Annotated in this window: 23 protein-coding genes; 15 read left to right on the forward strand and 8 right to left on the reverse strand. The window is 64.0% G+C overall.

What is annotated here, in order from left to right; all coding sequences use genetic code 11:
* A partial coding sequence (locus tag NCR35_RS00005) for a hypothetical protein (RefSeq protein WP_250532522.1) occupies window positions 1-355 on the forward strand: 355 nt, incomplete at its 5' end.
* Between the two features lie 43 nt (window positions 356-398).
* Here NCR35_RS00005 and NCR35_RS00010 read toward each other — a convergent pair.
* Window positions 399-1,685 (reverse strand): SGNH/GDSL hydrolase family protein, encoded by a 1,287-nt coding sequence (locus NCR35_RS00010; protein ID WP_250532523.1) that lies wholly within the window; start codon window positions 1,683-1,685, stop codon window positions 399-401.
* 144 nt (window positions 1,686-1,829) lie between these two features.
* On the opposite strand from NCR35_RS00010, the gene NCR35_RS00015 reads away from it, so the two are divergent.
* Window positions 1,830-2,987 carry a methyltransferase gene (locus NCR35_RS00015; protein WP_250532524.1) on the forward strand — a complete coding sequence of 386 codons (1,158 nt, stop codon included), beginning with the start codon at window positions 1,830-1,832 and terminating at the stop codon, window positions 2,985-2,987.
* Window positions 2,988-3,216: 229 nt separating this feature from the next.
* Here NCR35_RS00015 and NCR35_RS00020 read toward each other — a convergent pair whose 3' ends face one another.
* Window positions 3,217-4,479: a TIGR03862 family flavoprotein gene (locus NCR35_RS00020; RefSeq protein ID WP_250532525.1), complete on the reverse strand. Its 1,263-nt coding sequence runs from the start codon at window positions 4,477-4,479 to the stop codon at window positions 3,217-3,219.
* Between the two features lie 174 nt (window positions 4,480-4,653).
* Between NCR35_RS00020 and NCR35_RS00025 the strand changes: the two genes are divergently transcribed.
* The 9 genes from NCR35_RS00025 (at window position 4,654) to NCR35_RS00065 (ending at window position 12,645) form a co-directional block, all read left to right on the forward strand.
* Window positions 4,654-6,135, forward strand: coding sequence for an MFS transporter (locus NCR35_RS00025; protein ID WP_250532526.1), 1,482 nt, complete (start codon window positions 4,654-4,656; stop codon window positions 6,133-6,135).
* Between the two features lie 402 nt (window positions 6,136-6,537).
* The gene (gene paaA / locus NCR35_RS00030) at window positions 6,538-7,539 is read left to right on the forward strand and encodes a 1,2-phenylacetyl-CoA epoxidase subunit PaaA (protein ID WP_250532527.1); all 1,002 of its coding nucleotides are present in this window, start codon (window positions 6,538-6,540) and stop codon (window positions 7,537-7,539) included.
* 15 nt (window positions 7,540-7,554) lie between these two features.
* Window positions 7,555-7,839 carry a 1,2-phenylacetyl-CoA epoxidase subunit PaaB gene (gene paaB, locus NCR35_RS00035; RefSeq protein ID WP_250532528.1) on the forward strand — a complete coding sequence of 95 codons (285 nt, stop codon included), beginning with the start codon at window positions 7,555-7,557 and terminating at the stop codon, window positions 7,837-7,839.
* Between the two features lie 9 nt (window positions 7,840-7,848).
* On the forward strand, window positions 7,849-8,646 hold the full coding sequence (paaC, locus tag NCR35_RS00040) for a 1,2-phenylacetyl-CoA epoxidase subunit PaaC (protein ID WP_250532529.1): 798 nt from the start codon (window positions 7,849-7,851) through the stop codon (window positions 8,644-8,646).
* Window positions 8,647-8,648: 2 nt separating this feature from the next.
* On the forward strand, window positions 8,649-9,152 hold the full coding sequence (gene paaD / locus NCR35_RS00045) for a 1,2-phenylacetyl-CoA epoxidase subunit PaaD (protein ID WP_250532530.1): 504 nt from the start codon (window positions 8,649-8,651) through the stop codon (window positions 9,150-9,152).
* 21 nt (window positions 9,153-9,173) lie between these two features.
* Window positions 9,174-10,262: a 1,2-phenylacetyl-CoA epoxidase subunit PaaE gene (gene paaE, locus NCR35_RS00050; RefSeq protein WP_250532531.1), complete on the forward strand. Its 1,089-nt coding sequence runs from the start codon at window positions 9,174-9,176 to the stop codon at window positions 10,260-10,262.
* 95 nt (window positions 10,263-10,357) lie between these two features.
* Entirely contained in the window at window positions 10,358-11,176 is an 819-nt protein-coding gene (locus tag NCR35_RS00055) for a DUF1835 domain-containing protein (protein ID WP_250532532.1), read from the forward strand.
* A 22-nt stretch (window positions 11,177-11,198) separates the two neighbouring features.
* The gene (locus NCR35_RS00060) at window positions 11,199-11,801 is read left to right on the forward strand and encodes a TetR/AcrR family transcriptional regulator (RefSeq protein ID WP_244847407.1); all 603 of its coding nucleotides are present in this window, start codon (window positions 11,199-11,201) and stop codon (window positions 11,799-11,801) included.
* 178 nt (window positions 11,802-11,979) lie between these two features.
* Complete coding sequence (locus tag NCR35_RS00065) at window positions 11,980-12,645, forward strand: GNAT family N-acetyltransferase (RefSeq protein ID WP_502801632.1); 666 nt, start codon at window positions 11,980-11,982, stop codon at window positions 12,643-12,645.
* Between the two features lie 82 nt (window positions 12,646-12,727).
* On the opposite strand, the gene NCR35_RS00070 is transcribed toward NCR35_RS00065, so the two are convergent.
* Window positions 12,728-13,231, reverse strand: a complete 504-nt coding sequence (locus tag NCR35_RS00070; protein ID WP_250532533.1) for an Lrp/AsnC family transcriptional regulator — start codon at window positions 13,229-13,231, stop codon at window positions 12,728-12,730.
* 146 nt (window positions 13,232-13,377) lie between these two features.
* On the opposite strand from NCR35_RS00070, the gene hppD reads away from it, so the two are divergent.
* Entirely contained in the window at window positions 13,378-14,478 is a 1,101-nt protein-coding gene (gene hppD, locus NCR35_RS00075) for a 4-hydroxyphenylpyruvate dioxygenase (protein ID WP_250532534.1), read from the forward strand.
* A 70-nt stretch (window positions 14,479-14,548) separates the two neighbouring features.
* On the opposite strand, the gene NCR35_RS00080 is transcribed toward hppD, so the two are convergent.
* Window positions 14,549-14,755 carry a hypothetical protein gene (locus tag NCR35_RS00080; protein WP_244847410.1) on the reverse strand — a complete coding sequence of 69 codons (207 nt, stop codon included), beginning with the start codon at window positions 14,753-14,755 and terminating at the stop codon, window positions 14,549-14,551.
* Window positions 14,756-15,095: 340 nt separating this feature from the next.
* Between NCR35_RS00080 and NCR35_RS00085 the strand changes: the two genes are divergently transcribed.
* Window positions 15,096-18,665 (forward strand): indolepyruvate ferredoxin oxidoreductase family protein, encoded by a 3,570-nt coding sequence (locus NCR35_RS00085; protein WP_250532535.1) that lies wholly within the window; start codon window positions 15,096-15,098, stop codon window positions 18,663-18,665.
* Between the two features lie 50 nt (window positions 18,666-18,715).
* Here NCR35_RS00085 and NCR35_RS00090 read toward each other — a convergent pair whose 3' ends face one another.
* The 3 genes from NCR35_RS00090 to NCR35_RS00100 all read right to left on the reverse strand — a co-directional run bounded on the left by NCR35_RS00090 (window position 18,716) and on the right by NCR35_RS00100 (window position 22,952).
* Window positions 18,716-19,135, reverse strand: a complete 420-nt coding sequence (locus NCR35_RS00090; protein ID WP_250532536.1) for a hypothetical protein — start codon at window positions 19,133-19,135, stop codon at window positions 18,716-18,718.
* Between the two features lie 20 nt (window positions 19,136-19,155).
* Window positions 19,156-21,435, reverse strand: coding sequence for an NADP-dependent malic enzyme (locus NCR35_RS00095; RefSeq protein ID WP_250532537.1), 2,280 nt, complete (start codon window positions 21,433-21,435; stop codon window positions 19,156-19,158).
* A 275-nt stretch (window positions 21,436-21,710) separates the two neighbouring features.
* Entirely contained in the window at window positions 21,711-22,952 is a 1,242-nt protein-coding gene (locus NCR35_RS00100; protein ID WP_250532538.1) for an MFS transporter, read from the reverse strand.
* A 306-nt stretch (window positions 22,953-23,258) separates the two neighbouring features.
* On the opposite strand from NCR35_RS00100, the gene NCR35_RS00105 reads away from it, so the two are divergent.
* Window positions 23,259-23,945, forward strand: a complete 687-nt coding sequence (locus NCR35_RS00105) for an orotate phosphoribosyltransferase (RefSeq protein WP_250532539.1) — start codon at window positions 23,259-23,261, stop codon at window positions 23,943-23,945.
* Between the two features lie 79 nt (window positions 23,946-24,024).
* Here NCR35_RS00105 and NCR35_RS00110 read toward each other — a convergent pair whose 3' ends face one another.
* On the reverse strand, window positions 24,025-24,738 hold the full coding sequence (locus NCR35_RS00110) for a response regulator (RefSeq protein ID WP_250532540.1): 714 nt from the start codon (window positions 24,736-24,738) through the stop codon (window positions 24,025-24,027).
* A 276-nt stretch (window positions 24,739-25,014) separates the two neighbouring features.
* Here NCR35_RS00110 and NCR35_RS00115 point away from each other — a divergent pair, with 276 nt between their 5' ends.
* The gene (locus tag NCR35_RS00115) at window positions 25,015-25,608 is read left to right on the forward strand and encodes a YbhB/YbcL family Raf kinase inhibitor-like protein (RefSeq protein WP_250532541.1); all 594 of its coding nucleotides are present in this window, start codon (window positions 25,015-25,017) and stop codon (window positions 25,606-25,608) included.
* Window positions 25,609-25,783 lie beyond the last annotated feature (175 nt).

Genomic DNA, 25,783 nt, shown 5'->3' on the forward strand with positions numbered 1-25,783 from the left:
AGATAAACCTTCCTCTGATACTTCGTGTGAGACTCTTGATACTTTTGCTTGCCCGGCTCCGAAGAACCGGCCGCACTCACCATCAAGCGCCCACACTTATCGGCTGTTAGTTTTTAAAGAGCAATCCGCCAAGACTTTTTACTTCACCGTACCGAGCACCTGGCTCAGCACCGCTTCGTCTTGCGTCGCTGCATCAGCAGCAGAGAAACGAGATTATGAGGAATCTTTTTCTCCTTGTCAACAGCTTTTTTCTGCTTTCGCTTTCAAAACTGAGGACTTTGGAGACCGCCTGTTTCTTTGGCGGCGCTCATCTTGCGACGAGGAGCGGAATTCTAGGCCAAGCAAACGCCAATGACAAGGTGATGACGCAAGTTTTTTTGCGGGCTAACGCGAGACCCTTACTTCCCCGTTCCGATGACGACGTCCATAGGCACCGCAGCCGCCATCGCGGCGTAACCGGCGTCGCTCGGGTGAATGTTGTCGCCGCTGTCGAAACGCCGCTGCAGCGCGCTCGGCCGGGCCGGATCGCGCAGCGCCTGATCGAAGTCGATGACGCCGTCGAAGGCGCGGCTCGCGCGAATCGACGCATTGACCGCCGTGCGAATCGCCTCGCGCTCCGGCGGCAGCGACGCCGGCGTAAGCGTCGCGCCGTAAATCTTGAGGCCGCGCTGGTGCGCCTGCGCGATGAGTCGTTGATACCCGCGCAGTAGCGCGTCGGTGTTGACCTCGGTATGCGGCGCATCGCAGTCGAGGCCGCCGTGCGCCGGCATCGCGGCGAAATTGATATCGTTGATGCCGATCAGCACGATCACCGCGCGCACGCCCGGCTGCCGCAGCGCGTCCCGATCGAATCGGCTCACGAGCGCTTCGCCGTAGCAAGGCGAATTACTGAGCAGCCGGTTTCCGCTGATGCCCGCGTTGATGACCGCCGCCTGCCCGCCGTTCTTTTGCACGATCTCGCGTGCGAGAGCGTCGGGCCAGCGCCGATTGGCGTTCAGCGTCGAGCGCATGCCGTCGGTAATCGAATCCCCGATGGCGACGACTGCCTTGGCCGACGGATTTTCCACTGACACGTTCGTCAGCCACGCGTACTGCGTGAAACGAGTCCGGAAGGCAGCGGGAGAAGCATCGCCCGTACGGTCTCCGGGCGTCGAAACGTAATTGACCTGGCTTGCAACGCGATGCCACGCGACGAGCTTTTGGTCTTTCCCCATGAACATGCTGACCGCGAGCGGCTGACCGGCGGCCACGTCGAACGCGAGCGGATCGCTCGTGGCTTGCCCGCCCGGCGCGACCGTCACCGTTTTGTTGCCGGCGAATAGCACGGGCCGAGCGCTGCCGCCCTGAAACGCGGGGCTGCTGCCGCTGACGGCGCGCGCAACGCTCATCGACTCGACGACGAGCGGCGCCGTTCCATATACGTTGCTGATGCGCAAGCGGATTTGCTTGCCCGCAATCTGGGGATAGATCACTTGCCGGACCGTTCGGCCTCCGACTTCCGGCGCGCGATAAAGCGGCGGCAGATTCGCGAGTTGCGGAATCGATTGAAGCGCCGTGCCCCAGGCGCTGACCCAATGGTCGTTTGCGGGGGATCCGGCCGTCTCGGCGGCGAACGCGAGCGACGCGGCGGTGAACGGGAAAGCAAGCGCGGCCGCGCAGAGTGCGGTGAGGAGCTTAGACTTCATTCGGCGTTGGCGTTCGGAAAAAGTCCAAATTGTGCCCGATCGTCACAGCAAGCGCGCCGCCGAATCCGGAAGAAAACGCGCGTCACCGACCCGCCCGCATCGATTGGCCTCACAATGCAGCCAATCCTTTCACGACGTACCTCTATGCAACCCGAAAGCTCCACGCCCCGACTCCATTGGGAAGAGGACGGCGAAAGCCGTTCTGCCCGCTGGCGCTCCGAAAGCGGTAATCAACCGCCGAAGCGTCTCGTCATCGGTCACGATCAAATGACCGCGGATCACGCCTACCGCCTCGCCTGCGAGGGCACGGCGATCCTCTGGCGCGGCGACTTCCAGAACGCGCGGCAGCTATTGCAGGCGATGGCCCGGCGAATCGACAACAAGCCGCGCAAGGCAAAAAAAGCGGCGTCGGATAAAGACAAACCGACGTCCCCGGTCGATGCGTTCAATATGCATCGTCTGGCTCAGTCGCAGCGGGCGCGCACCCTCGCGATGCTCGTGCTTCCGCTCGACGAGCAGTACGTCATCCCGCTGCGCCGCGCGCCGGACGTGCGTGAAGCCTGCGAGGAAGCGTACGGCCCGCCGCAGGAACAGTCAGTCGTCTCGCTGCGCGAGGTCCTCGGTCTGATCGGCGCGCACGAGTGGCGCAAGAAGGGCGTCGAAATCAAGGCGACGGGCGGCCGCATTCATCCGTACTACGGCGTCTTTTCGCCGGTGCGCGGCGAGTATGTCGATCTGATCGCGAATCAGCCGTTGCCCTCGACATCGCTCGCGTTCGACGTCGGCACCGGTACCGGCGTGCTCGCGGCGGTGCTGGCGCGGCGCGGCGTGGAGCGCGTCGTGGCCACGGATGTCGATGCGCGCGCTCTCGCCTGCGCTCGCGAGAACATCGACCGGCTTGGCCTGGGCAAGCAAGTTCAGGTCGTCGAGGCCGACCTCTTCCCCGAAGGACGCGCGCCGCTCGTCGTGTGCAATCCGCCGTGGCTGCCGGCGCGCCCGAGTTCGGCCATCGAGCACGCGATCTACGATCCGGAAAGCCGCATGCTGCGCGGTTTTCTCGGCGGCCTCGCCGCGCATCTGACGCCCGGCGGCGAAGGCTGGCTCATTCTGTCCGACTTCGCCGAGCATCTCGGGCTGCGCACGCGCGCGCAGCTTCAGGAATGGATCGACGCAGCGGGGTTGAAAGTCGATGGCCGCATCGACGTGAAACCGCACCACCCGCGCGCGGCGGACAAATCGGACCCGCTGCACGCCGCGCGATCGGCGGAGGTGACGTCGCTTTGGCGGCTGGTTGCGGCGTGAGGCGCGGGGTTGCCGGGTTTCGGCTTGTTACTGAATGACGCTTGCGGCTCGGCCTCCTCGCATCCGGCGTGCGCTTGGTCCTGCGCGACGCGACGGTTCGACGCCGGAACTCCGGCCGCTTCGTGCACGTGGCTAGAGGCATTGCGGCCGTTGCCGAACGAGCGTCAGAAGCCGCTTCACCGCCCGAACGTTGACCGTCCACCTCGCAGCGCATGCTCGCATCCGCTAGTCACGCTCGCTCGCCGAGCCACGCAAGCGCCCCCTCCCCCGCGACGAGCCCGCTCGCAAAGCACGCCGTCAACAGGTAACCGCCGGTTGGCGCTTCCCAGTCGAGCATTTCGCCCGCGCAGAACACGCCGGGCAGTGCGACGAGCATCGAGCGCGCATCGAGCGATTCGAACGCAACGCCGCCCGCGCTGCTGATCACTTCCGCGATCGGCCGCGGACGTCGCACGCGCACCGGCAACGCCTTGATGCGCGCGGCGAGCGTGTCGAGGTCGGCGAACTCGTCTTTCGTCAGACATTCGCGCAGCAGGCCGGCCTTCGCGCCCGCGAGATGCAGCCGACTCTGCAAATGGCTCGACAGAGACCGAGCGCCGCGCGGATGCAGCACTTCGGCCCTGACGCGCTCGGCGGAAAGCTGCGGCGTAAGATCCAGCAGAATGCGCGCGCCGGCGTCGCCCTGCTCCATCAGACGATCGCGGATCTGCGCGGAAAGCGCGTAGATCAGACTGCCTTCGATGCCATGCTCCGTCAGCAAGCATTCACCGACGCGCCAGTCCACCGCCCCGTCAGCCCGCTCAAGGCCGATCGCGACCGATTTCAGCGGCTCGCCCGCGAAGCGTTCGCGAAAATGCGGCGACCACTCCACGTCGAAACCGCAATTCGATGGCAGAAACGGCCGCACGTCGACGCCGCGCGCCGCCAGATGCATCATCGCGCTGCCGTCCGAGCCGAGCTGCGGCCAGCTCGCGCCGCCGACCGCCAGCACTAGCGCGTCGTGGCGCACGCGCTTTTCGCCATCGGGCGTCGCGAATCTGGATTCGCCCACGCCCCCGTCGGTCCAGCCGAGCCAGCGATGCCGCATATGCAGCCTGACACCCGACGCGCGCAGCCGATGCAGCCATGCCCGCAGCATCGGCGCGGCTTTCATGTCCGTCGGAAAGACGCGGCCCGAGCTTCCCACGAAGGTCTCCACGCCCAGCCCGTGCACCCACTCCCGCAACGCGGCGGCGTCGAAGCGCGCGAGCAGCGGCGCAATCTCCGCGCGGCGCTTGCCGTAGCGCGCGATGAACGCGTCGGCAGGCTCGGAATGCGTCAGATTCATCCCGCCCTTGCCCGCCATCAGGAACTTGCGCCCGACCGACGGCATCGCGTCGAACACATCGACGCTCGCGCCGCCGGCCGCGAGCGTCTCCGCCGCCATGAGTCCGGCCGGTCCGCCGCCGACGACCGCGACTTGCACGGATTCGATGTTTTCAACTGAGGTCATGCGAGGTAGCGAGAAAACGAGGAGCGACATTGTCGCATCGCGTCCAATCTGGCGGACGAAGGCGTGCGCCTGGCCGTAAGTCATTAAATAACAAAAAAGAATTTGGTGAGCGCCCGCCAGCCGGATACGATCCGGCGATTCGTTGCATCCACAAATTCCTACATTCCGTCGATCATGTCCGTATCTATCGCGCCCGAGCGAACACCTTCCCGGGCCGGCGCCGCCGATGCGCGTCCCGTCATCCGCAGCGCCGCCGACGTCTCGAATCTCGTCAATCGCGGCGCGGCCATCGGCAGCGATGCGCGCATCGTCGTCGCGATCGCGCTCGGCGGCATCTTTCTCGACGCCTACGACCTCGGCGCACTGGCATTCGGCGTCAAGGACATCGCCCGCGAGTTCTCGCTGACGCCGACCGGAACCGGTTTCGTCGCCTCGGCGATCACGTTCGGCGCGATCATCGGCGCGTTCTTCGGCGGCTATCTCACTGACAAGATCGGCCGCTACCGCGTCTTCATGGCCGACATGTTCTTTTTTGTCGTCGCGGCAATCGCCTGCGCGCTCGCGCCGAACGCCTGGGTGCTCGGCGGAGCGCGCTTCGTGATGGGACTCGGCGTCGGGATCGACTTGCCGGTCGCGATGGCGTTTCTCGCCGAGTTCTCGCGGCTGCAAGGGCGAGGGAACAAGGCCGCTCGCGTCGCGATGTGGTGCCCCACGTGGTACGCCGCGATCAGCATCTCGTATTTGCTCGTGCTCGGTCTGTACGCGGCGCTGCCCGCGCACAACGCGGGCTGGCTCTGGCGGCTGATTCTCGGCTTCGGCGCGGTGCCGGCCATCGCGATCATCGCCATTCGCAGCCGCTACATGAGCGAATCGCCCGTCTGGGCCGCGAACCAGGGCGATCTGCCGGCCGCCGCCGCGATCCTGAAACGCTCGTATGGCGTCGATGCCCGCGTCGATCCGGATGCGCTGGCCGCATCCAAAGCGGCGAAACCGCGCGGCGCGACGTGGAGCAACTACGGCGCGCTGCTGCGCGGCAAGTATCTGCGGCGCACCGTGCTGGCGACCGTCATCGCGATTGCGTCGTCGTTCGCGTACAACGCGGTGGCGTTCGGTCTGCCGGTCATCATCTCGAGTTTCCTCGCGCAGTCGATGCTCACCACGATTCTCGCCTCGCTCGCGCTGAATCTCTGCTTCGCATTTGCCGGCGGGCTGTTCGCGGTGCGCACGGTGCCGAAGTTCGGCGCGTGGAAGCTGACGGTCGTCGGCTACGCGTTCCAGCTTGTGGCGCTGGTCGGGCTGGCGGTGGTCGGCAAGCCGGCGACGGGCGCGCAGGTCGTCATCGCGATAGCGCTGCTCGCCGCGTTCCTGCTCGGGCAAGGCGTCGGGCCGGGCTCGCACAGCATGACGTTCGCCTCGCTGAGCTATCCGACGTCGTTCCGCGGCGTCGGCGTCGGCTTCAATCAGACGTTGATGCGCGCCAGTTCGACCGTCTCGCTCTTCCTGTTTCCGGTGCTGTCGGCGGCGCTCGGGACGAAAGTGTTCTGGATCATCGCGGTCGCGCCGCTCGCCGGGCTCGTCGCCCTGATGGCGGTGCGCTGGGAACCGTCCGGCTATGACGTGGACGCCGAAGACTTCGAGGGGCAACGCGTCGAGTAACGCGCTCGGAGCAATCTGGCTATAAGGAAGCGGTGCGACCGGGAACGGCCGCGCCGCTTTTTTTGTAATGCCTCGATGCATCGGCCATGCGCCTTCCTTCGAGAGACAACGCGCGAGAAGCCGAACAAGACAGCAGAAATTCTGGTTCAGGGAAGCCGTGCGCCGCGAAACGGCCGTGCGGCTTTTGTCTCGCGCCGATGCATCGGCCAACCGCCTCAGCCTCAAGAGACAACGCGCCCGATAAGGCGAACAGGACAGGAGAACGTCAGGTCCAGCGAAGCGGTTTTTTCGCCGCTCGATCGCCTCAGGAAAAACCCGCCCATCCCGAAAAAGGCGATTCACCGACCGGCCGGTCGGTTTATAATCGGCGCACAGCGACTTTCCTACGAGCGAGTGTCCGCCATGTACACCCAATCTCTCGACCTTCCCGGCCAGCCGACCGCGCCCGACGCGCCCGTCGACGCCTCCGCGCAGCAGCTACGTTTCGACGCGGTCATGCAAGCCGACGGCAAAATCGAGCCGCAGGACTGGATGCCCGAGGCTTACCGCAAGACGCTCATCCGGCAAATCTCGCAGCACGCGCATTCGGAAATCATCGGCATGCAGCCGGAAGGCAACTGGATCAGCCGCGCGCCGAGTCTCAAGCGCAAGGCGATCCTGCTCGCGAAGGTGCAGGACGAAGGCGGTCACGGCCTCTATCTATATAGCGCCGCCGAAACGCTCGGCGTCTCGCGCGATCAGCTCGTCGCCGCGCTGCACGCGGGCAAGGCGAAATACTCGAGCATCTTCAACTATCCGACGCCCACCTGGGCGGACGTCGGCGTGATCGGCTGGCTGGTCGACGGCGCCGCGATCATGAACCAGATTCCGCTCTGCCGCTGCACTTACGGGCCCTACGCCCGCGCGATGATCCGCATCTGCAAGGAAGAGTCGTTCCATCAGCGGCAGGGTTTCGACGCGCTGCTCGCCATGATGAAAGGCACGCAGGCGCAGAAGGACCTCGTGCAACAGGCGGTGAACCGCTGGTGGTGGCCCGTGCTGATGATGTTCGGCCCGAGCGACAAGGATTCCATCCACAGCGGGCAGTCGTTCGCGTGGGGCATCAAGCGCATTTCGAACGACGACCTGCGCCAGAAGTTCGTGGATGCCACCGTCGAGCAGGCCAGGATTCTCGGCGTGACGCTGCCCGATCCCGACCTCAAGTGGAACGCGGCGCGCGGCGCGCACGACTACGGCGAGATCGACTGGGAAGAATTCTGGCGTGTCGTCAACGGCGACGGCCCGTGCAACAAGGAGCGTCTCGCCACGCGCGTGAAGGCGCACGACGACGGCGCATGGGTCCGCGAAGCCGCGCTCGCCTACGCCGAAAAACAGAAGGCGCGTGCGCACAAGCAAGCCGCCTGAACGGGAGACATCGACATGAACAAGGAATGGCCGATCTGGGAAGTCTTCGTGCGCAGCAAGCAGGGGCTCGATCACAAGCACTGCGGCAGCCTGCACGCCGCCGACGCCGCCACCGCGCTGCGCATGGCGCGCGACGTCTACACGCGCCGCCAGGAAGGCGTGAGCATTTGGGTGGTGCCGTCGTCGGCGATCACGGCGTCGGACCCGGCGGACAAAGGCGAATTCTTCGAACCGGCAGGCGACAAGATCTACCGGCATCCGACGTTTTTCGTGCTGCCCGACGAAATTAACCATATGTGAGCGCGCGACATGAGCACCGAACATCTCGCCTATGTGCTGCGCCTCGCCGATAACGCGCTGATTCTCGGTCAGCGCAACGCCGAATGGTGCAGCCACGGTCCCGCGCTGGAAGAGGACATTGCGCTGGCGAACATCAGCCTCGATCTGATCGGGCAGGCGCGGCTGCTGTATTCGCATGCGGCCACGCTCGAATCGGCGCTGACGGGCGCGGCGAAGACCGAGGACGACTACGCCTATTTCCGCACGGAACGGGAGTTCGCGAACTACACGCTGGTCGAGCTGCCGCACTTCGGCCCGCTCGCAGGCACCGCGCGCACCGAGCGCGATTACGCCGTGACCATCGTGCGCAACTTTCTGTACTCGGCTTTCATGGCGCACGTCTGGACCGCGCTTCAGGCTTCGTCGGACACGCAGCTCGCGGCCATCGCGGCGAAGTCGATCAAGGAAACGCGCTACCACGTGCATCACGCCCGCGACTGGCTCGTGCGTTTCGGCGACGGCACAGAGGAATCGCATCGCCGAGCGCAAGCGGCGCTGGACTATCTGATGCCGTACACGCGCGAGTTTTTCCATCCGGACGCCGTCGAGCGCGCGGTCGCGGAAGCCGGCATCGCGCCGCTCCCGAGCGATCTGGAAGCCGCATGGCGGGACGAAGTGCAATCCGCGCTCGACGAAGCCACGCTGCAAGCGCCCGCCGAGGTCAAGCACGTCAGCACGGGCAAGCTCGGCGAGCATTCCGAGCACATGGGCTATCTGCTCGCGGAAATGCAAAGCCTTGCGCGGCAGCATCCGGGCGCGACGTGGTGATCATGGACACGACGATAGCCCGCGCGTGGTCCGTGCTCGAAGCCGTGCCGGACCCTGAAATCCCGGTGGTGTCGATCCGCGAACTGGGCATTCTGCGCGACGTGCGCCACGGCGACGACGGCGTGCTCGAAGTCGTCATCACGCCGACGTACTCCGGCTGTCCGGCCATGTCGCAGATCGCGGAGGACATCGCCGAGGCTATCGACCGGGCGCAACTCGGCGCGCATCGCGTGGAAACGGTGCTCGCGCCGGCGTGGACCACCGACTGGATCACGGACGAAGCGCGCGCCAAGCTGCGCCGCTACGGCATCGCGCCGCCGGCGGGCGCATGCAGCAGCACGGAAAAGCCGATGCGCTTCGTGCCGTACAAAAAGGAAGTCATCGCCTGTCCGCGCTGCGGCTCCTCGCATACGGAAAAGCTCGCGCAGTTCGGCTCGACGGCCTGCAAGGCGCTCTATCGCTGTCTCGATTGCCGCGAGCCGTTCGATTACTTCAAGCCGTACTGACCTCTCCACGACACGACTCCTATGGCGACTCCGCAATTTCACCCGCTGCGTATCCGCGACGTGCGCCCCGAGACGGCCGACGCGGTCACGGTTTCCTTCGACGTGCCGCCCGAACTGCGCGACGCGTTTCGCTTCACGCAGGGCCAGTTCGTGACGCTGAAAACGCATATCGACGGCGAGGAGACGCGCCGCTCGTATTCCATCTGCGTCGGCGTGACCGACTATGACCGCGACGGCGAACTGCGCATCGGCATCAAGCGGGTGCGCGGCGGGCGATTCTCGAACTTCGCGTTCGACACGCTCAAGCCCGGCCACGAAATAGACGTGATGACGCCCGATGGCCGCTTCTTCACGCATCTGAACCCGGACCACGCGAAGCATTACGTCGCGTTTTCCGGCGGCTCGGGCATCACGCCGGTGCTGGCGATCATAAAGACCACGCTCGACATGGAGCCGACGAGCCGCTTCACGCTCGTCTACGGCAACCGCAGCGTGGACGCGATCATGTTCGCCGAGGAACTGGAAGACCTGAAGAACCGCTATATGAGCCGGTTCTCGCTGTATCACGTGCTGTCCGACGATTTGCAGGACGTCGAGCTTTTCAACGGCGTCCTCGACAAGGCCAAATGCAAGGCGTTTCTCGATTCCCTCTTGCCGCCCGGCGAGATCGACGAAGCGTTCATTTGCGGCCCCGGCCCGATGATGGACGCCGCCGAAGCCGCGCTGAAGGAATCGGGCGTCGCGCAGGAGCGCATTCACGTCGAACGGTTCGGCACGCCGTTGCCGCAGGCGGGCGCGCCGCAAATCGAGATCACGGAAAGCACGCCTGCGGCCGATCTGGAACTCGTCATCGACGGGAAAAAGCGCAAGCTGCGGCTGCCGTACGAAGGCGTGAGCGTGCTCGACGTCGGCCTGAAAGCGGGCCTCGCGCTGCCGTACGCGTGCAAGGGCGGCGTCTGCTGCACGTGTCGCGCGAAGGTGCTCGAAGGCGAAGTCAAAATGGACAAGAACTACACGCTGGAGCAGCACGAAATCGACGACGGCTTCGTGCTGACGTGCCAGTGCCATCCGGTGAGCGAGCGCGTGGTCGTGAGCTTCGACGAGCGCTGATGCGCGCGGCACCCCACACCGGCGCGTAGCGGGATTGGCTAAACTGGGATCGCTCTTTCCGAGCGGTCCTTCGTCTTTCCGGCAAGCCGACACCCATGAATACGATCCACGTCACCAATGGCGACTGCGCGGCCGACGCTCTCACGCATGCGCTGCGGCTCGCCGAACGCACCGAACAGGTCATTGCGCTGCGCGACGATCTCGCTGTTGGGCCGCTGCGGGACATCGACGAATCGCCTGTCGCGCGCGCCGCGTTCTGGCGTCAGGTGTCCAGCACGCCCGGCGATATCGAAGATCAACTGCAGAGCCAGCTTGCGGTGCTCGGGCGGCTTGCGCGCGGCGACGGACAAGTCGTCGTCTGGCACGGCCAAAGCGCGGCGGATCAACTCACGCTTCGGCGCGTGGCGTACTCCCTGCGCAATGCGCCCCAGCGTCTGAACGAAGCGAAACTGACCTTCGACGACCTCGCCATCGAGGCGCCGGACGCGCATTCGGAAACCGTGCGCCGGGCGGACCGCGCGACGTCCGTCGGCATGTTCCCGCCCAGACAACTGCTCGCGAAGCTGCCGAGCGCGGCGCCTATCTCCGTGCTGCGCATCAGCCGGCTCGCGCTCGAATGGCAGGAGGCGAAGCATTCGAGCGCGGAAAACCGTCGGCTGCGCGACAACATGCTGGTGTCCGGAACATGGCTGGATGTCGATGAAACGCTCCTCGAACTCGCCACGCCCGAGTGGCAGCCGGCCAAGCGCATCGCTGCGGGCGCGATGGCGCGGCGCTTCGACTTTCTGATGAGCGATTCGGTCGCGTTCTGGCGCTGCCGGGAACTCGTCACGGCGGGCCGGCTTAAAATACGCGGCACGCCGTCGGATATGGCTCACGCCGAATTGCGACGCTCATCGACTCAGGCCGAATAAGCCGAAAGAACGCTTCCGACACATGGCCCGCACCAAAGCGCCTGACCACGACACTCAACGCGAACAGATTCTCGAACTCGCCGCCGCCAAATTCGCGCAGACCAGCTATCCGAGCACGTCGATGTCGGACCTCGCCGCCGCGAGCGGCACCTCGAAGGCGCGGCTCTATCACTATTACGAGAGCAAGGAAGCGATTCTCTTCGATCTGCTCGACCGCTACACGAAGCGGCTCATGCTGATCATCGCGGAAGTGGAAGGCGCGAGCCAGCGGCGCGGCCTGGGCGAGCGCGAAGCCTTCGCGGAACTCGTGCGCGCGTTCCTGGCGGAATACGAGACGTCGCATAGCCGGCACGTGGCGCTTCTGAACGACGTGAAATACCTCGAAGACGCGCAGCGCGAGATCGTGCTCGACCGTCAGCGGGATATCGTCGCTGCGTTCACGCGCCAGTTGGCGCGCGCCTATCCGAAGCGCGTGACGAAGGAGAATCAGACCGCGCTCACGATGATGGTCTTCGGCATGATCAACTGGACATTCACGTGGCTAAAGCCGGGCGGCAAGCTCGGTTATCGCGATTTCGCGGAACAGGTCGTTCAGATGATCGAGCACGGACTCGCCGCAGATTGACCCGTGTTGCGCTGCGTCACCGTGTCCGTTTCCGCCTAAACGCCTGATTTCGTTGGCGATAATCCGAAGCTAGAACGACTCCTCCACTACTTTTAAGGGTTTTCCCGTACGCGTTTTCCTTGAAAGCGATAAACTTCGTTTTGCTTTGCAGCATACGAACAAGGAGAACACCGTGGAACTGACCTTCAACCGCACCGCGCCGCAGACCGCCGCCGCCTCTGATCGGCCGCTGCCGGACGCCGCGCGCTTGCCGGTTCTCGTTCGCGAGTTGTCCTCCGCCGACCGCGAACGCCTGCTCACCCACTTCCTCGCCCTCGACGAAGACGACCGCCTGCTGCGCTTCGGGCAGATCGTGCCGGACCACGTCATCGAAAACTACGTCCAGAACCTGAACTTCACGAGTGACACGGTGTTCGGCGTGTTCGGCAATTCGCTGGAACTGCTCGGCGTCGGTCATCTGGCGTATTTGCCGGCCGAGGGCGAGAAGCGCACTGCCGAATTCGGCGTCTCGGTGCTCGAAAGCGCGCGCGGTCGCGGCATCGGCAGCAAGCTGTTCGAGCGCGCCGCCATGCGCAGCCGCAATACGCGCGTTTCCGTGCTGTACATGCATTGCCTGTCGCGCAACTCGCGGATGATGCACATCGCGCGCAAGTCGGGCATGAAGATCGAATACGCCTACGGCGAAGCCGACGCGTATCTCTCGCTGCCGCCCGCGGATCAGACGAGCATCATGGCTGAAATGCTGCAAGAGCAAGCCGCCGTGTTCGATTACGCCATCAAGCGTCAGGCGCATCGCGCGTCGCAAGTTTTCCGGGCGTTCATGCCGACGGCCAACGCGGCCTGAGTTCATCCACAGCGCGGTCGGCGCTGCGAGCGATACCATGCGAAGGGCGGCTCAGGCCGCCCTTTTCGTTGCCGGAGCGCGCTCAACGCAGCGGCAGCGCGGTCGTCTCCTTGATGCGTTCCAGCGAAAAGCTCGAACGCACGTCGATCACCGAAGGGTGATGCAGCAGTTGATCCTGCACGAAGCGCGAGAAGTGGTCCATGTCGCGCACCTGCACGCGCAGCAGGAAATCCATCTCCCCGGTCATCGCGTCGCAGGCCACTACTTCCGGCCATGACCGCACGGCTTCGCGGAAGAGATCGCCGTGCGTCGGCGGATTCGGCGTGCCGGCCGACGCGGGCATGCCGCCGCGCTTCTCCAGCCGCACGTTGACGTAAGCCAGCAAGCCCAGACCGATCTTCTTCGCGTCCAGCAGCGCGACGTAGCCGCGAATCACGCCCGTCTCCTCCAGCCGCCGGATTCGCCGCAAGCACGGACTCGGCGAAAGATTCACGCGATCCGCGATCTCCTGATTCGACAGGCGCCCGTTTTCCTGAAGGATCGCGAGGATTCTTCGGTCGATCGTATCGAGTTCGGGCTCGGCCATTTTCGGTCTCCATTCGGCGAATCGGTGGCAGTTTCGTGCGCCATCTTAGGAAGACGCGATTTCTTTCGCAAGTTTTTGCCGCCGTTGGCTGGCTAAACTTCTCTCCACGTCGCGGCAAAGCGCCGCATAGAAAACGGGAGACACGCATGAGCACTACGACCTGGGAGAACCCCGTCGGCACCGACGGCTTCGAATTCATCGAATACACCGCGCCGGACCCGGTCGCGCTCGGCAAGCTGTTCGAGCAGATGGGTTTCACGGCGATTGCGCGGCATCGGCACAAGAATGTGACGCTGTACCGGCAGGGCGAAATCAACTTCATCGTCAATGCGGAGCCGGACTCGTTCGCGCAACGCTTCGCGCGCCTGCATGGACCGTCGATCTGCGCGATCGCGTTTCGCGTCGCGGACGCGGCGAAAGCGTACAAGCGCGCGCTCGAACTCGGCGCGTGGGGCTTCGACAACAAGACCGGCCCGATGGAACTGAACATTCCGGCGATCAAAGGCATCGGCGATTCGCTGATTTATTTCGTGGACCGCTGGCGCGGCAAGAACGGCGCGGAGCCGGGCAGCATCGGCGATATCAGCATTTACGACGTCGACTTCGAGCCCATTCCCGGCGCAAATCCGAATCCGGTCGGCCACGGACTAACGTACATCGACCATCTGACGCACAACGTGCATCGCGGCCGGATGATCGAATGGGCGGAGTTTTACGAGCGCCTCTTCAATTTCCGCGAAGTGCGCTATTTCGACATCGAAGGCAAGGTGACGGCGGTGAAGTCGAAAGCGATGACCTCGCCGTGCGGCAAGATTCGCATTCCGATCAACGAAGAAGGTTCGGAAAACGCCGGCCAGATTCAGGAATATCTCGACGCGTATCGCGGCGAAGGCATTCAGCACATCGCGCTCGGCACCGACAATATCTATGAGACGGTCGACGGCCTGCGCGCGTCGAACATTGCGCTGCTGGACACCATCGACACGTATTACGAACTCGTCGACCGGCGCGTGCCGAATCACGGCGAATCGGTCGCGGAACTGAAGAAGCGCAAGATCCTGATCGACGGCGTGCGCGACGAAATCCTGCTGCAAATCTTCACGGAGAATCAGATCGGCCCGATCTTCTTTGAGATCATTCAGCGCAAGGGCAATCAGGGCTTCGGCGAGGGCAATTTCAAGGCGCTGTTCGAATCGATCGAACTCGATCAGATGCGGCGCGGTGTGTTGAAGGACACGAGCGCCTAAAAACCGAAAAGGCGCAAAAAAAGGGACATGAACGCAGCGTTCCTGTCCCTTTCGTTTTCTAGAGATGCTTTCAGGCGGCGCTATCGTCGTTGCTGCGCTCGGACTCGCGGCGCTCGCTGCCGCGCATCTGCGGCGTCTGCGTGCGCACTTGGGCGACCGGCGGCACGGAAGTGGCACCGAACGGCGCGCCGTTCGCTCGCGCGCCGCCCATCGGCGCGCTGATAGCGAAAAAGGCCGCCGAGACCATCAGGAAACTCTGGATGTGGCGTTGCTTCATTATTTTCTCCTTCTGACTGCGTGTGTACGGCTGCCCGCCGTTCCGCGCCTTCCAAAACCGTGCGCGAAACTGCGCAAGCGCCCGTTTAGACAGAGCCGCGACCGGGGGTTCCGCGTATCGGTCACATTTACACCCTGTAACAAACGTCTCGACGCCCCGCGCCGCGCTTCATCGTTTTGACGCAAACGGCATCTAAGTGAGGATTTTTCAACGGGTTTCCACCACTGTCTCGAAATGGCGGGCGTCGGCAAACTTGAAGTCCCGGCCTGCGCGTTCACAAGACGCAACGGCCCGAATCATGCTTTGGCGATCCCAAACTCCGGGTGGAGGAGCACACAGAATGAACGCCCCGCTAGACGCAGAACAAAGAGCTTCGCTAGAAGCCGCGCTGAAATCCGTCACGCTCGACGACAAGTACACCCTCGAACGCGGCCGCGCGTACATGAGCGGCATCCAGGCGCTGGTTCGCCTGCCGATGCTCCAGCAAGAACGCGACAGAGCCGCAGGTCTCAACACCGCCGGGTTCATCTCCGGCTATCGCGGTTCTCCCCTCGGTGGTCTCGACCAGTCGCTCTGGAAGGCGAAGAAGTACCTCGCCGCGCATCAGGTCGTGTTTCAGCCGGGCGTGAACGAAGATCTCGCGGCGACCGCCGTCTGGGGATCGCAGCAAGTCAACCTCTACCCGAGCGCGAAGTACGACGGCGTCTTTTCGATGTGGTACGGCAAGGGCCCCGGCGTCGACCGTTCCGCCGATGTCTTCAAGCACGGCAATTCGGCCGGATCGTCGCAGCACGGCGGCGTGCTCGTTCTCGCCGGCGACGACCACGCGGCGAAGTCATCGACGCTCGCGCACCAGTCCGAGCACATCTTCAAGGCCTGCGGGCTGCCGGTGCTGTTTCCGTCGAACGTGCAAGAATATCTCGACTTCGGCCTGCACGGCTGGGCGATGAGCCGCTACTCCGGCCTCTGGGTCGCGATGAAATGCGTGACCGACGTGGTGGAATCGTCGGCGTCGGTGGACATCGACCCGCATCGCACGCAAATCGTGATTCCGACCGATTTCGCGATGCCCGACGGCGGCCTCAACATCCGCTGGCCCGATCCGCCGCTCGTGCAGGAAGCGCGTCTGCTCGACTACAAGTGGTACGCCGCGCTCGCCTACGTGCGCGCGAACAAGCTGGACCGCATCGAGATCGATGCGCCGCACGCGCGCTTCGGCATCATGACGGGCGGCAAGGCATATCTCGACGTGCGTCAGGCGCTGACCGATCTCGGCCTCGACGATGAAACCTGCGCGCAGATCGGCATTCGCCTGTACAAGGTCGGCTGCGTGTGGCCGCTGGAAGCGCAAGGCGCGCAGGAATTCGCGCGCGGCCTAGAGGAAATTCTGGTCGTCGAAGAGAAGCGCCAGATTCTGGAATACGCGATCAAGGAAGAACTGTACAACTGGCCGGATGCGCAGCGTCCGCGCGTCTTCGGCAAGTTCGACGAGAAAGACGGCGCGGGCGGCGAATGGTCCGTGCCGATGGGCAACTGGCTGCTGCCCGCGCACTACGAGCTTTCGCCGGCGATCATCGCGAAAGCCATCGCCGCGCGGCTCGCGAAGTTCGACCTGCCCGCCGACGTGCGCGCCCGCATCGCGGCGCGCATCGCCGTGATCGAGGCGAAGGAAAAGGCGCTCGCGCGGCCGCGCGTCGACGCCGAGCGCAAGCCGTGGTTCTGCTCCGGCTGCCCGCACAACACGTCGACGAACGTGCCGGAAGGATCGCGCGCGATGGCGGGCATCGGCTGTCACTACATGACGGTCTGGATGGACCGCAACACGAGCACGTTCAGCCAGATGGGCGGCGAAGGCGTGGCGTGGGTCGGGCAAGCGCCGTTCACCAACGACAAGCACGTGTTCGCCAATCTCGGCGACGGCACGTACTTCCACTCCGGCCTGCTCGCCATTCGCGCGGCGATCGCGTCGAAGGTCAACATCACGTACAAGATTCTGTACAACGACGCGGTCGCGATGACAGGCGGCCAGCCGGTCGACGGCGTGCTGACCGTGCCGCAGATCACGCATCAGCTCGCGGCGGAAGGCGCGGCGAAGATCGTCATCGTCACGGATCAGCCGGAGAAGTACACGCCGGACGTCGGCCTCGCGCCGGGCATCGACGTGCATCATCGCGAACAACTCGACGACGTACAGCGCCAATTGCGCGAGATTCCCGGCACGTCGATTCTGATCTACGACCAGACTTGCGCCACCGAGAAGCGCCGCCGCAGGAAGCGCGGCGCGTTTCCGGATCCGGCGAAGCGCGTCGTCATCAACGAGGCCGTGTGCGAAGGCTGCGGCGATTGCTCGGTGAAGTCGAACTGCCTGTCCGTCGAGCCGCTCGACACCGAGTACGGCACGAAACGGCAGATCAACCAGTCGACGTGCAACAAGGACTACTCGTGCCTGAACGGCTTCTGCCCGAGCTTCGTGACGGTGGAAGGCGGCCAGTTGAAAAAGCCGAAGGCGACGAGCGTGGCCGGCGACGCGATGCCGCCCGTCCCGACGCCCGAACTGCCCGAAATCGGCCGGCCGTACGGCGTGCTGGTGACGGGCGTGGGCGGAACGGGCGTGGTGACCATCGGCGCGCTGCTCGGCATGGCGGCGCATCTGGAGCAAAAGGGCGTCACTGTGCTGGACGTGACCGGCCTCGCGCAGAAAGGCGGCGCCGTGATGAGCCACGTGCAGATCGCGAACCAACCGACCGACATTCACGCGACGCGCATCGCGATGGGCGAGGCGGATCTCGTCATCGGCTGCGATGCGATCGTCACGGCCAGCGACGAATGCGGCTCGCGGATGCAGCCGGGCCGCACGCGCGTGGTCGTGAACAGCGCGCAGACGCCGACGGCCGCGTTCATCAAGGACCCGAACTGGCGCTTTCCGGGCGCGAGCGCGGAAGCCAATATTCGCGCCGCCGCGGGCGAGCATGTCGCGCTCGTCGATGCGAACCGCTTCGCCGTCGCGCTGATGGGCGACGCGATCTACACGAATCCGTTCGTGCTCGGCTATGCGTGGCAGATGGGCTGGGTGCCGCTGCGGCATGAGTCGATCGTGCGCGCGATCGAGCTGAACGCCGTGCAGGTCGAGAAGAATCTCGCCGCGTTCGAATGGGGCCGCCGCGCCGCGCACGATCTCCCGGCTGTCACGCGTCTCGCGCAAGGGACGCACGATGCGACGCCGGCCAAGGTCATCGCGCTGCATACGCCGAAGGCGCTGGATGCGCTGATCGACAAGCGCCTCGACTATCTCTCGAAGTATCAGAACGCCGCGTATGCCGCGAAGTACGGACGGCTCGTCGCGCAAGTGCGCGCGGCGGAAGCGGAACTGGGCGTCGGCGATTATCTGCTGACCGAGGCCGTTGCGAAGAATCTGCACAAATTGATGGCCTACAAGGACGAGTACGAAGTCGCGCGTTTGTATGCCGATCCGGCGTTCATCGAGAAGGTGAAGAGCAGCTTCGAAGGCGACTGGAAGATCAAGATGCATCTCGCGCCGCCGTCTTTCTCGAAGAAGGACGCGCATGGGCATCTGGTGAAGAAGCAGTACGGTCCGTGGATGATGTCCGCGATGCGCGTTCTCGCGCGGCTGAAGTTCCTGCGCGGGACGGCGCTCGATCCGTTCGGCCGCACGGAAGAACGGAAGATGGAGCGGGCCTTGATCGGCGAATATGAAGCGCTGATCCAGGAAGTGATCGCTGGATTGACGCCGCAGAAGCTGCCGCTGGCCATCGAAATGGCGAGCCTTCCGGATTCAATGCGCGGTTATGGGCACATCAAGGAAAACAACGTCAAGGCGGCGAAGGTGAAGTGGGAGAAGTTGCTGGCGCGGTGGCGGGATCAGAGTGGGGAAAAGCGGCAGGTGGCTTGATCTTCGGCGATACACGTTCGAAGGCGATTCGCGAAAGCGAATCGCCTTTTTTATTTCGATGCGTCCCCGTTGCCGAACATCGTTTCGATGAATCGGTACGCTTCGTCTGAGCCGACTCGCTCGAACGGCGCTGCGTGGTGCGCGTAAAGCAACGGCGTTGCCAGACGATGAATCAACCTCACGTCCAGGCGAAACAGCGTACCGACCGGATACTGGGCACGCATGCTTTTGCTGCACTCGACACGGAGTTCCGTGCTGAATCCTTGGCCCGCTAGCGGACGCACGCGCACGGGTGAAGCCGAGTTCTCGCCGCGTGCACGGAACGTTTCAACGATAATCTCCAACGCCTGCTCCATTCCTTGATTCGTATTCCGAATTGAATCATGGGCGAGACCGTAGAGATTCGACTGTTCAGGATAAGCCGCCAACGAAAAAAAAACGGCGATCCAGTCTCCCGAATCGCCGTCCATTACTTCTTCGCTAAACCGCGTTATTTCGCCTTCATCACGCTGGCATTTGCACTCGCCACCGCCGTCATATTAATAATCCGCCGCACGGTCGCCGCCGGCGTCAGAATATGAACCGGCTTCGACGCGCCGAGCAGGAACGGCCCGACCGTCACGCCCTCGCCGCTCACCATCTTCAGCAAGTTGTACGTGATATTCGCCGCTTCCACGTTCGGCATGATGAGCAGATTCGCCTCGCCCGAAAGCGTCGTGCCGGGGAACGCCGCCTTACGCACGCTTTCCGACAAAGCCGCATCGCCGTGCATTTCGCCATCGACTTCGAGATCCGGGGCGCGTTCCGCGATCAGCTTGCGCGCCTCGGCCATGCGCTTGCTCGATGCGCTCGGCACGCTGCCGAAGTTCGAGTTCGACACCAGCGCGACCTTCGGCTGAATGCCGAATCGCTCGATTTCGCGCGCCGCGAGAATCGTCATGTCGGCGAGTTGCTCGGGCGTCGGCAATTCGTTGACGTACGTGTCGCTGATGAAGATATTGCGCCCTTGCAGCATCAGCAGGTTCATCGCCGCGAAGTTGTCCGCGCCTTCCGCCTTGCCGAGCACCTGGTCGATGAACTTCAGGTGATCCTGATACGTGTCGATGAGGCCGCAGATCATGCCGTCCGCATCGCCCATATGAACGAGGATCGCGCCAATCAGCGTGTTGAACTTGCGCAGCGCCGCCTTCGCGCTGTCCGGCGTCACGCCCTGACGCGCGGCGATCTCGTGATACGCCTGCCAGCTTTTCTGATAGCGCGGATCGTCTTCCGGATTCACGACCTCGAAATCGACGCCCGGCTTCAGCTTCGAGCCCATCTTCTGCAAACGCATTTCGACGACCGCGGGCCGGCCGATGATGATCGGCTTCGCGATCTTCTCCAGCAGCACGAACTGCGCGGCGCGCAGCACGCGCTCGTCCTCGCCTTCCGCAAACGCGATGCGCGCCGGCGCCGCCTTCGCCGCCGCGAACACCGGGCGCATCACCATGCCCGTGCGGTAGACGGTCGCGCCGAGCGTCTCGCGGTACGCGTCCATGTCCTGAATCGGGCGCGTCGCGACGCCTGAGTCCATCGCGGCTTGCGCGACAGCCGGCGCAATCTTGATGATGAGACGCGGATCGAACGGCTTCGGAATCAGATACTCCGGACCGAATTCGAGCGAATGGCCCTCGTACGCTTTCGCGACTTCATCGCCCTGATCGGTTTCTTCGGCGAGTTCCGCGATCGCCCGCACACACGCGAGCTTCATCTCTTCCGTGATGGTCGTCGCGCCGACGTCGAGCGCGCCACGGAAGATGAACGGGAAGCACAGCACGTTGTTGACCTGGTTCGGATAGTCCGAACGGCCCGTCGCGATGATGCAGTCCGGGCGCACCTTCTTCGCCTCTTCCGGCCGGATTTCCGGCTCGGGATTCGCCAGCGCGAGAATCAGCGGCTTGTCGGCCATGGTCGCGACCATTTCCGGCTTGAGCACGCCCGCGCTCGAACAGCCGAGGAACACGTCGCAGCCGTGCATCGCGTCGCCGAGCGTGCGCGCGTCGGTGCTCGCCTGATACCGCTCCTTCGACGCATCCAGATTGCCGCGCCCTTCGTAAATCACGCCCTTCGAGTCGACGACGATCGTGTTCGACTTCTTCAGGCCCAGATCGATGAGCAGGTCCAGACACGCGATGGCCGCCGCGCCCGCGCCCGAGCAGACCAGCTTCACGTTGTCGAGCGTCTTGCCGACCACTTTCAGGCCGTTGAGTATCGCCGCCGACGCGATGATCGCCGTACCGTGCTGATCGTCATGGAAGACGGGAATCTTCATGCGCTCGCGCAGCTTCTTTTCGATGTAGAAGCATTCCGGCGCCTTGATGTCTTCCAGATTGATGCCGCCGAGCGTCGGTTCGAGCATCGCGATGGCGTCGACGAGCTTGTCCGGGTCCGTCTCGTTCAGTTCGATGTCGAACACGTCGATGCCCGCGAACTTCTTGAACAGGCACCCTTTGCCTTCCATGACCGGCTTGGCCGCGAGCGGTCCGATGTTGCCGAGGCCGAGCACGGCGGTGCCGTTCGTCACGACGCCGACGAGGTTCGCGCGCGACGTGTACTTCTGCGCGTCGAGCGGTTCGTCGTAGATCGCCATGCACGCAGCCGCGACGCCCGGCGAATACGCGAGCGACAAGTCGAGCTGGTTGGATAGCGGCTTGGTCGGCGTGACGGAAATCTTGCCGGGACGCGGATTCTGGTGGTACGCGAGAGCGCTTTGCTTCAGTTGTTCGTCCATGATTAGCCTGAGACGTTAGAGATTTTTTGAACAGGGTTCACAGCCGGCGGCCGCTCGGCACTGTGGGCGGGATGTGAATCGATGGACCAATGTTGTAGTCACCCGGCGCGTCGGATAGACGCAGCGTGCCGCCCGGCAGGGATGAAGCGGGCGAACGGAGCCTTGTTTTGGGTCGTTCAGTGTACACCGCGTATCCCAAATGGCGCGAAGCAGCATTTCACGCGGAAGCGTTGCTGGGCGTGCGTTTCGTCGGAAGAAGACGCACGCCGCGCCTTTCAGTCGAGTTCCGCGCCGCGCTTTTCGGGGATCAGAAAGAGCGTCGCCGCGACATCCAGCAGATAGATGCTGGCGAGAAATGCGAGCGCCACCGCGAACGTATAGCGCGCCGCGAGCGCGCCCACGACCACCGGCCCGAGTCCGCCGACCGCGCGCCCAATGTTGAACAGCACGTTCTGCGCGGTGGCGCGCGCTTCGGTCGGATAGATCTCGGAAATCAGCGCGCCGTAGCCGCCGATCATGCCGTTGACGAACACGCCCATCGCCGCGCCGCCGATCAGGAGCGCAGCCGGGCTCGTCAGGTTCGAATAGACGAAAACCATGGCGACCGCGCCGATCTGATAGACGAGAAACGCGGGCTTCCGTCCGAAGCGGTCGGCCGCGATGCCGAACAGCCAGATGCCGAGCGCCATGCCGAGCACCGTTGCGGCCGTCCAAACGCCGGACTTCGTGAGCGAATAGCCGAACGTCTTCGACAGATAGCTCGGCAGCCAGATCATCAGCCCGTAATAACCGAAGTTCTGCACCGAACACAGCACGATCACGCCGAGGCTCGCGCGTGCGGTGCGCGCATTGTCGAACAGGCGCTTGAGCGGCAGCTTGCGCGCGGCGCTTTCCGTGCGGCGCGCGGTGAAAAGCGCGGGTTCGGCCACGCGCCGCCGCACCAGAAACGAGACGACGGCCGGCATCAGGCCGACGGCGAACATGCCGCGCCAGCCGATCATCGGCAGAAGCAGCGGCGTGAGGAGCGCAGCGGCGAGCACGCCGAGCTGCCAGCCGAGCCCCACATACGACGACACGCGCGCCCGCTGCCGAGCGGGCCACGCTTCCGCGACGAGCGCCATGCCGATGCCGAACTCGCCGCCCAGCCCGACGCCTGCCAGCGTCCGATAGAACAGCAAGTCGCCGTATCCGCGTGCGAGCGCGCAGAGGCCCGTGAAGACGGCGAACACCAGAATGGTCCACGTGAGCATGCGCACGCGCCCGACGTAGTCCGACAGCACGCCGAACACGACGCCGCCCGCCACCGCGCCCGCGAGCGTCCACGTGACGAGCGCGCCGGATTGCGCGGGCGTCAGATGCAAGTCGGCAGCGATGACGGGAAGCATGAAGCCGAGAATCAGCAAGTCGAAGCCGTCCATCGCGTAGCCGAGCACGGATGCGGCGAGCGCATGCCACGCGTGGCGAGGCAACGGAGCAGGCAAGTCGGAAGAATCGGTCGGGCGGGAAGCGGGTCTCATCGCGAAAATGAATCGGAAGGCGCGGCGAGTGTACTGGCGAGCGGCCCGCCGTCACAACCGCAAAAAAAGTCGCCCGGACGCGCGCCGCCGCGCTGCTCGCCCCGCCGCGCAGGCTCGGGTAAAATCGCGGGTTAGCTGTGCATGGGACAACGCAGGCGCTTCCAGCGCCCGGTCCCGTCGACACGCGCGCAGAAAAACGCCGGACAGCCCTTCGAAAGACGGCTCGTCGGCGTCCGGTTCATGCGCCAGGGCCCTCGCGGCCGCCTTCCGCTTCCAGAAGCGCCACATCAGTCCAAGGATTCGCCCATGACAGGCTTCGATCGCCAGACGATCTCCGACACCACCGCCAAGATGCTGCTCGAAGTGCAGGCGGTGCACTTCAACGCGGAAAAACCGTTCATCTTCACGTCCGGCTGGGCGAGCCCGGTGTACATCGACTGCCGCAAGCTGATCTCGTATCCGCGCGTGCGCCGCGGCCTGATGGAAATGGCCGAAGCCACCATCCTGCGCGATGTCGGCTACGAGCAGATCGACGCCGTCGCGGGTGGCGAGACCGCCGGCATCCCGTTTGCCGCGTGGATCGCCGACCGTCTGATGGTGCCGATGCAGTACGTGCGCAAGAAGCCGAAGGGTTTCGGCCGTAACGCGCAGATCGAAGGTCTGCTGACCGAAGGCCAGCGCGTGCTGCTGGTCGAAGACCTGACCACGGACAGCCGCAGCAAGATCAACTTCATCAACGCGTTGCGCACGGCTGGCGCGACGGTCAACCACTGCTTCGTGCTCTTCCACTACAACATCTTCAAGGAGAGCGTGTCCGTGCTGAAGGACATCGACGTGGATCTCCACGCGCTCGCCACGTGGTGGGACGTCTTGCGCGTCGCGAAGGAAGAAGGCTATTTCGAAACCAAGACGCTCGATGAAGTCGAGAAATTCCTGCACGCGCCGGCCGAATGGTCGGCAGCGCACGGCGGCGCCACTGCCACGCCGCAATAATTAATCGTTGCTGTTAGGCGATTAAAACAAAAAGCCGCTGATTTCAGTCAGCGGCTTTTTTATTTTTGCAGATTGGCATCTATAACGATTTCGAATCCGACAGCGGCGTATCTTCCAGCGTACCGTCGCCCGTATAGGCAGAGAGGTTCATTAATCCGTTGCTTTGCGCGTACTGGAATAATTCGGAATCTCGTTCGATTCCGAGTTTGCGCATTGCCGTGTTCTTCTGCGTGCTGATGGTCTTGATACTGCGCCGCAGTTGCCCCGCGATTTCCGTAATGGTCATGCCGGACACGAAAAGGCGCACCACTTCGAGTTCGCGCTTCGACAGGATGACGCCGCGCTGCTGCCCGGACGCGCCGATGCCCATGCTGTCGAGCGCCGCCTTCACCGACGGCCCCAGATACTCCTGCCCGCGCATCACGTGCTGGATCGCCCAGCCGATGTGATTCATGTCGTCGGCCTTGTTGATGATCGACACGACGCCGACTTCGCGCAAACGTTTGAGCAAAGCCGGATTTTCGAGCATGGTCAGCACGACGAGCCGCACCTTCGGGAACTGGCGGCCGATGTAGCCGAGGAGCGGCATGCCGTCGCCGTATGAACCGCCGGGCATGGCGAGATCCGTCACCAGCACGTCGCACGGCGTTTTTTGCAGTAGCTGGACGAGCTCGGTGGATTGACGCGCCTGGCCAACGACATCGACTTCCGGGAACTTGCTGAGCGCCTGCGCGGCGCCGAACAAAATCACGGGATGGTCGTCCGCAATGATGACCTGAATTCGCTGGCTCATTTATTCTTCTCCCAAATCCGGTCGACTGACTGCCACGCGAATCAAGTTCAAATGGTTCATATGTTGATCTACGAGTTTGAGTCTTCACCATCAGCCGCGCGCACAAAGAAAGACGACTGATTTCGCGCCATAGGTTTGGCCCAAGGATCAAGCTTTTAATGCTTTGTTGCAATGTTAAACTGCATCCTCCTACGAAGCGCATCACTGAGACAAAAAACATCGTTGCAGCCGGCGAAACGCTGCTATATGGGTTCCACCCGCTGCCAGGAGTCAGCCATGCGCCTCGCAAGTCGGAACGTGCGTTCCGGTCACGCTGTCGCTGCATTCACGTTCGGCGTCGCAAGTGCGGCGGCGCTTCTATGTCATGCGCGCGGCGCGGCCGCGCAAGACGTCTTCTCCGTGACGAGCCCGGAACTGACGCCGGGCAAGACCATCGGGCGCGAACTGCTATTCAGCGATTCGGACTGCAAGGGCGGCAACCGCTCGCCGCAGCTTTCGTGGCGCGGCGCGCCCGCGCAGACGCGCAGTTTCGCGGTGACGATTTTCGATCCCGACGCGCCGGGACGCGGCTGGTGGCACTGGGCCGTCGCCGGCATTCCGCCGACCGTGACGCACTTGCCGGCGAATGCGAGCGCCTCGGGCGCGCTGCGCAAGATCGGCGCGGTCGAGGCGCGCAACGACTGGGGCGCGGACGGCTACGGCGGCCCCTGCCCGCCGCCCGGCAAGCCGCATCGCTACATCGTGACCGTGTACGCGCTGAACAGCTCCGACTTGCGCCTGCGCCAAGGCACGCCGGCGCTCATGTTCGATCACGAAATCCGCGCGACGGCCATCGCGAGCGCGCAATTGACCTTTTCCGCCGGACGATAGCGCCCGCGCGATTGTTTCGCCGCGTGCGGGTGAGCGTGCGGTAGCCCCGGTAGCACGGAAAACGGCTGCGCTAGACTGACTGCGTCCGTGCGTCCATGTTTCGGCCGCCGCGTGCGCCATGCATCGCCGCGAAACCGCGCACCGGGACACGACCGCCGCTCACCATGCAACACGC

Origin of the sequence: Caballeronia sp. AZ10_KS36 (assembly GCF_023631105.1) — a bacterium.
Taxonomy (GTDB): Bacteria; Pseudomonadota; Gammaproteobacteria; order Burkholderiales; family Burkholderiaceae; genus Caballeronia.

Bases quoted from the DNA above. Each gene is read 5' to 3' on its own strand.
- NCR35_RS00010 (WP_250532523.1), bottom strand. From the start codon at position 1,685: ATGAAGTCTAAGCTCCTCACCGCACTCTGCGCGGCCGCGCTTGCTTTC.
- NCR35_RS00015 (WP_250532524.1), top strand. From the start codon at position 1,830: ATGCAACCCGAAAGCTCCACGCCCCGACTCCATTGGGAAGAGGACGGC.
- NCR35_RS00020 (WP_250532525.1), bottom strand. From the start codon at position 4,479: ATGACCTCAGTTGAAAACATCGAATCCGTGCAAGTCGCGGTCGTCGGC.
- NCR35_RS00025 (WP_250532526.1), top strand. From the start codon at position 4,654: ATGTCCGTATCTATCGCGCCCGAGCGAACACCTTCCCGGGCCGGCGCC.
- paaA (WP_250532527.1), top strand. From the start codon at position 6,538: ATGTACACCCAATCTCTCGACCTTCCCGGCCAGCCGACCGCGCCCGAC.
- paaB (WP_250532528.1), top strand. From the start codon at position 7,555: ATGAACAAGGAATGGCCGATCTGGGAAGTCTTCGTGCGCAGCAAGCAG.
- paaC (WP_250532529.1), top strand. From the start codon at position 7,849: ATGAGCACCGAACATCTCGCCTATGTGCTGCGCCTCGCCGATAACGCG.
- paaD (WP_250532530.1), top strand. From the start codon at position 8,649: ATGGACACGACGATAGCCCGCGCGTGGTCCGTGCTCGAAGCCGTGCCG.
- paaE (WP_250532531.1), top strand. From the start codon at position 9,174: ATGGCGACTCCGCAATTTCACCCGCTGCGTATCCGCGACGTGCGCCCC.
- NCR35_RS00055 (WP_250532532.1), top strand. From the start codon at position 10,358: ATGAATACGATCCACGTCACCAATGGCGACTGCGCGGCCGACGCTCTC.
- NCR35_RS00060 (WP_244847407.1), top strand. From the start codon at position 11,199: ATGGCCCGCACCAAAGCGCCTGACCACGACACTCAACGCGAACAGATT.
- NCR35_RS00070 (WP_250532533.1), bottom strand. From the start codon at position 13,231: ATGGCCGAGCCCGAACTCGATACGATCGACCGAAGAATCCTCGCGATC.
- hppD (WP_250532534.1), top strand. From the start codon at position 13,378: ATGAGCACTACGACCTGGGAGAACCCCGTCGGCACCGACGGCTTCGAA.
- NCR35_RS00080 (WP_244847410.1), bottom strand. From the start codon at position 14,755: ATGAAGCAACGCCACATCCAGAGTTTCCTGATGGTCTCGGCGGCCTTT.
- NCR35_RS00085 (WP_250532535.1), top strand. From the start codon at position 15,096: ATGAACGCCCCGCTAGACGCAGAACAAAGAGCTTCGCTAGAAGCCGCG.
- NCR35_RS00090 (WP_250532536.1), bottom strand. From the start codon at position 19,135: ATGGACGGCGATTCGGGAGACTGGATCGCCGTTTTTTTTTCGTTGGCG.
- NCR35_RS00095 (WP_250532537.1), bottom strand. From the start codon at position 21,435: ATGGACGAACAACTGAAGCAAAGCGCTCTCGCGTACCACCAGAATCCG.
- NCR35_RS00100 (WP_250532538.1), bottom strand. From the start codon at position 22,952: ATGAGACCCGCTTCCCGCCCGACCGATTCTTCCGACTTGCCTGCTCCG.
- NCR35_RS00105 (WP_250532539.1), top strand. From the start codon at position 23,259: ATGACAGGCTTCGATCGCCAGACGATCTCCGACACCACCGCCAAGATG.
- NCR35_RS00110 (WP_250532540.1), bottom strand. From the start codon at position 24,738: ATGAGCCAGCGAATTCAGGTCATCATTGCGGACGACCATCCCGTGATT.
- NCR35_RS00115 (WP_250532541.1), top strand. From the start codon at position 25,015: ATGCGCCTCGCAAGTCGGAACGTGCGTTCCGGTCACGCTGTCGCTGCA.